5 protein-coding genes are annotated in these 4,487 nt (G+C 69.5%); all 5 read right to left on the bottom strand.

What is annotated here, in order from left to right; translation table 11 throughout:
- Nucleotides 1-115 precede the first annotated feature (115 nt).
- Nucleotides 116-1,291, bottom strand: coding sequence for a cytochrome P450 (locus MOQ72_RS43930; RefSeq protein ID WP_242191999.1), 1,176 nt, complete (start codon nucleotides 1,289-1,291; stop codon nucleotides 116-118).
- Between the two features lie 59 nt (nucleotides 1,292-1,350).
- Nucleotides 1,351-1,887 carry a GTP-binding protein gene (locus MOQ72_RS43925; RefSeq protein ID WP_242191998.1) on the bottom strand — a complete coding sequence of 179 codons (537 nt, stop codon included), beginning with the start codon at nucleotides 1,885-1,887 and terminating at the stop codon, nucleotides 1,351-1,353.
- Nucleotides 1,888-1,930: 43 nt separating this feature from the next.
- Nucleotides 1,931-2,287 carry a DUF742 domain-containing protein gene (locus MOQ72_RS43920; protein ID WP_242191997.1) on the bottom strand — a complete coding sequence of 119 codons (357 nt, stop codon included), beginning with the start codon at nucleotides 2,285-2,287 and terminating at the stop codon, nucleotides 1,931-1,933.
- The gene (locus tag MOQ72_RS43915) at nucleotides 2,284-2,703 is read right to left on the bottom strand and encodes a roadblock/LC7 domain-containing protein (RefSeq protein ID WP_242191996.1); all 420 of its coding nucleotides are present in this window, start codon (nucleotides 2,701-2,703) and stop codon (nucleotides 2,284-2,286) included. Before MOQ72_RS43915 ends, MOQ72_RS43920 begins: the two co-directional genes overlap by 4 nt.
- Nucleotides 2,704-2,780: 77 nt before the next feature.
- A complete protein-coding gene (locus MOQ72_RS43910) occupies nucleotides 2,781-4,160 on the bottom strand; it encodes an ATP-binding protein (RefSeq protein ID WP_242191995.1) in 1,380 nt (459 codons plus the stop codon).
- Between the last annotated feature and the right edge of the window lie 327 nt (nucleotides 4,161-4,487).

Genomic DNA, 4,487 nt, shown 5'->3' with positions numbered 1-4,487 from the left:
CCCGCCCGGCGCGCCCCCGGGCCCCCCACCCCCCCCCCCCCGCGTCCCCCCCCCCCCCGGGGGGTGGGGGCCGCCGGGCCCCCCCCCCGGTAACCCCCCCCCCCCACTTCGAGGTTCAGTACCAGGTGAACTTCACCGGGAGCGCCGACAGGCCGCGCATCCACACCGACGGACGCCAGACGAGGGCTTCCGGGGCCACCGCCAGCTCCACGTCCGGCAGCCGGTCCAACAGCACCTCGATGCCGGTCGTGGTGATGACGCGGGCGATTTCCTGTGCGGGGAAGGGACATCCGTGCTCACCGTGGCTGAACGACATGTGCGCCTGGTTGCCCGCCGCACCGGCGTAGCTGTCCGGCCGCACCTGCGGGTCGGTGTTCGCCGCGGCCAGCCCGAGCACCAGCAGATCGCCCTTGCGGATCCGCTTGCCGCCGAGCTGGGTGTCCTGGGTCGCCCAGCGGCCGACGAAGTTCTGCGTCGGGGTGTCCTCCCACAGCACCTCGTTGAGGGCTTGGCCGACGCTGCGCCGACCACCGGCCAGGGTGACCGCGAACCGCTCGTCGGTGAGCATCAGCCGGATGGTGTTGCCCATCCAGTCCGATGTGGTCAGATAACCGGCCCCCAACGTGATGAACAGATCGGCGGCGATCTGCTCGTCGGTGAGCCCGAGCGGCAGCGCCTGCAGGAACGAAGGCACGTTCCGGCCGGGGTTCTCGCGCTTCTCCCGCGAGAGTTCCCGCATCCGGGCCACGATCCGCCCGTGCGCCCGAACCGCTTCCTCGCCTTCCTCGCCGGACAAGGCCACGTCCCGGACCAGCGTCGGCGCTTCCGCGTCGGGCAGCCCGTAGATCTTCGCCATCGCGTACAACGGGATCTGGTGGGTGTACTCGGCGATCAGATCGGCTTCGCCGCGTCCGGCGAAGCCGTCGATCAGGTCGTCGCAGATCTGCTCGACCTGCGACCGCAGCTCGAACTCGTCCACATCGGCCAGCGCATCGCTGATCGCCCCGCCGCGTTCGCGGTGCTCGTCGCCCTCGGTGAAGACGAACGCGGGCTGGTACTCGACGTAGGGCCGCAGCGACCAGTCGTGCGCGACCTCGTGCCAGCCGTTCCAGCGCCGCGAGTCGCGGCCGAACAGCTCGGGATGGTTGGTGACGTGGTGGACCTCGCGGTAGTCGAGCACGCACCAGGCGGGTACGCCTCCTTCGAGAAACACCGGCGCCACAGGACCGTGCTCGCGCCGCATGTCGCGGTAAACCTGGGCCGGGTTGTTCTGGAACCGCGGACCGTACATCGTGGTGGCGTTGGCGTGCGAGTCGTCGTACGAGGCTGCGGAAAACTGGTTCGGGTTGGTCACGACGTGGTCTCCCGGGCGGACGACAGGGCGTAGAGATGTTCGACGAGCCCGACCAGCACCGCCTTGCTGGAGTTCCGGTCGCGGGCGTCGCAGTCGACCAGCGGCACGTCGGCGGACAGGTCGAGCGCGTCGCGCACCTGCGCCAGGGTGTGCCGCGGTTCGCCGAAGTTGTTGCGAGCCACGATGAACGGCATCTCGTGGTGTTCGAGGCGATCGATGGCGTACCACGAATCGGCCAGCCGACGGCTGTCCACCAGCACGACGGCGCCCAGCGACCCGGCGAACAACTGGTCCCACACGAACCAGAACCGCTCCTGCCCAGGCGCGCCGAACAGGTACAGCACCAGGCGTTCGTCCAGCGTGATGCGCCCGAAGTCGAAGGCGACCGTGGTGGTCGACTTGCCGTCCACGCCACCGATCTCGTCGATGCCGATCCCGGCCTGCGTCATGGTCTCTTCGGTGCTCAGCGGCCGGATCTCACTGACCGCGCGCACCATGGTGGTCTTGCCGACGGCGAACCCGCCGACGATCACGATCTTCAGACCGTCGGCGGCGGTGTCGCGCAGCGGCGTCCGATCAGATGTTGCGGAGTCCAACGAGCACCTGCTTCAGGAATTCGGGGGCGGGCAGTGCTGCTTCGGTGCGGGGTGTGGACGGGTGGCGGGCGGTGATCTTGCCCATGTCGAGCAGGTCGCCGAGCAGGATCTTCACCACGCTCACCGGCAGTCGCAGCTCCGAGGACAGCTCCACCACCGCCACCGGTTCGCGGCACAGCCGCAGGATCTTGGCGTGCTCGGACTGCATGCCCGGCGTCGGATCGCATTCGCTCACGATCAACGTCACCAGGTCGAACTTGTCCTCGCCCGCGCGACTGCGGCCACCGGTGACGATGTAGAGCCGGTCCGGATCTTCGTTGCCGACGAAGCTGCTCATGACGGTCCCGCGGTGTCGTCGGCCGCCCTCGGCGGAGCGCTGAGGTAGTCGCCGATCTGCTCGACCAGCTCGTTCATGTTGTGCCCGATGATGCCGACGTCCGCGTCATCGGTGGCGAGCACCGCGAGGTGCGCGCCCACCCCGGCTTCCACGATGCACAGCACCCCGCCGTAGAACTCGGTCATGGACTGCCGCACGCCGCCGCTGCCGTCGCCGAACTCGATCGACGCCCCGTACGACAGGCTCTGGATCCCGGAGGAGATGGCGGCCAGCTGGTCCGCTTGGTCCACCGTCAGGCCGGGCGTGTAGCAGAGCTTGAGCCCGTCTTTGGACAGCACCAGGGCGTGTCGGCTACCAGGCGTCCGCTCCAGCAGGTTGTCCAGCAACCAGTCGAGGTCGCGAGTTGTCGTGGTCATCGCAGCTGTGGGGCGGTGGTTTCCGGATTACCGGCACCGGCCCGCGCCTCCAATCTGTTGTCCTGGCGGCAAGGCCGTCATCGGGTGCTGTCGTCCGCAGTGGACGAAGAGTCGCGGCGGGCGTTGCGGAACGCGCCGAACCGCGCGCCCGCGTCCGGGCGCGGCCGATCCGGCTCGGGCGCCTTCGGTGCGGCCGCCGAGCGCGAGGCGGCCAGCGTTCGGCCACGTCGCCGCTTCGGCAGGTCGTTCGGTTGGTCGTCGGATTCCGGCGCGGAGTCCGCGGAATCCGGCACGGGGGCGGAGGTTTCCGCCTCGACCGGCTCCGCTGGCGCCTCCGGCGCGATGCGCGGGACACGGGTGATCTCCCGCCGGGGCTGCGTGATCAGCTGCCGGGGGATCATGACCACCACACCGGTACCACCGCGCGAGGAGGACCGGAACGAGACGGTCAGATCGTGCTTGCGCGCCAGGCAACCCACCACGGCGAGCCCGAGCCGGGTACCGGACATGGTGGTCAGGTCCAGGGGTTCGGTGGATACCGCTCGCTCGGCGCGGGCCAGCGCGGCGGCGCTCATGACCAGCCCGCTGTCCTCGATGGTGACGACGACTCCGGTGTGGACTTCCTCCACGTAGACGTGGACTTCTTCGGCCGGGGGCGAGAAGCGGGCGGCGTTGTCCATCAGTTCGGCCAACACGTGCATGACGCCTTCGGCGGCGTAGCCGACGATTGCCACCGTGCTGGTCGAATGCGACCGAATCCGCTGGTAGGCGCTGATCCGACCCATCGCGCCGCGCAGGATGCTCTCCATCACGATCGGCTTGGTCCAGCGGCGGCCGGAGCGGGCGCCGGTGAGGACCGCGATGCTGTCCGCGAGCCGACCGGCCTGCGCCGTGCTGTGGTCGAGCCTCAGCAGATCCGCGAGCACGTCTTCGTCGTGCCGGTCCTCCATCTCGCGGAGGTCGGCGAGCATGCTGGTCGACAGCGCCTGCATGCGACCGGCTGCGTTGGCGCAGGTGGCCATGGCCGCCGCGCGCATCCGTTCACCGGTACCGAGCTCCTGCGCGACGGCCCGGATCACCTGCCGGTGAGAAGCGTCGAAGGGCTGCGCCACCTCGGCGACCGCGGCGTCGGCAGTGGTCCCCTCGCGCACCCGCTGCGCCACGGTTGGCAGCACGTCGTAGGTGAGCCGGGCGATGTCCGCGTCGATCATGGCGGCGTTGGACCGCAAGTGGCGGACCAGTTGGACGCCGCGAACCGCGACGGACGAGGCGATGGCCAGCAGCAACGACAGGACCCCGCCGTACCAGGCGACCAGCAGCTGGCTGCCGACCGGCGCGACCGCCGAGGCCCACCCGCAGGCGCCGCCGGTGACGACCAACGCGGCGAGGAACGCGAGCAACGCCGGACGCAGCGGCGGACGGTCTCGTCGATGGTGTGCTGGGGTGTGGGTCGACATCAGAGGGTCCTAAGTGGCCGGTCAGCGGGGGAGGTCTGGCAGGCTGCCATCGCGGCCCGATAGTAACGGTCGTCACCCATCCCGTTATTCACATCCGGCTGACGTTTGCAGAAGTGATACCGACTGGTCCACGTTCGGTGACGGAAGCACAACGACCACTGGCCCGGCGCGGTGCGCGCCGGGCCAGCAATTTCCGAATCTTCCTCACGAACCGCGTCCCAATTTCCCTGAAATTGGGAAGAACTCCCGATCAGGCGGTGGGCAGCCGCAGGCCGTTGTAGCCCGCGCGGGCATCAGCGAAGCGCTTGCCGACCTCGTCCCAGTCGA

The organism is Saccharopolyspora soli (assembly GCF_022678645.1).
Taxonomy (GTDB): Bacteria; Actinomycetota; Actinomycetes; order Mycobacteriales; family Pseudonocardiaceae; genus Saccharopolyspora; species Saccharopolyspora soli.
The sequence above is the reverse complement of the archived record's forward strand: the minus strand, read 5'-3'. Positions and strand labels throughout refer to the sequence as shown.

What these genes read in the sequence shown, in the direction of transcription:
- MOQ72_RS43930 (WP_242191999.1), bottom strand. Translation starts at nt 1,291, where the DNA reads ATGTACGGTCCGCGGTTCCAGAACAACCCGGCCCAGGTTTACCGCGAC.
- MOQ72_RS43920 (WP_242191997.1), bottom strand. Translation starts at nt 2,287, where the DNA reads ATGAGCAGCTTCGTCGGCAACGAAGATCCGGACCGGCTCTACATCGTC.
- MOQ72_RS43915 (WP_242191996.1), bottom strand. Translation starts at nt 2,703, where the DNA reads ATGACCACGACAACTCGCGACCTCGACTGGTTGCTGGACAACCTGCTG.
- MOQ72_RS43910 (WP_242191995.1), bottom strand. Translation starts at nt 4,160, where the DNA reads ATGTCGACCCACACCCCAGCACACCATCGACGAGACCGTCCGCCGCTG.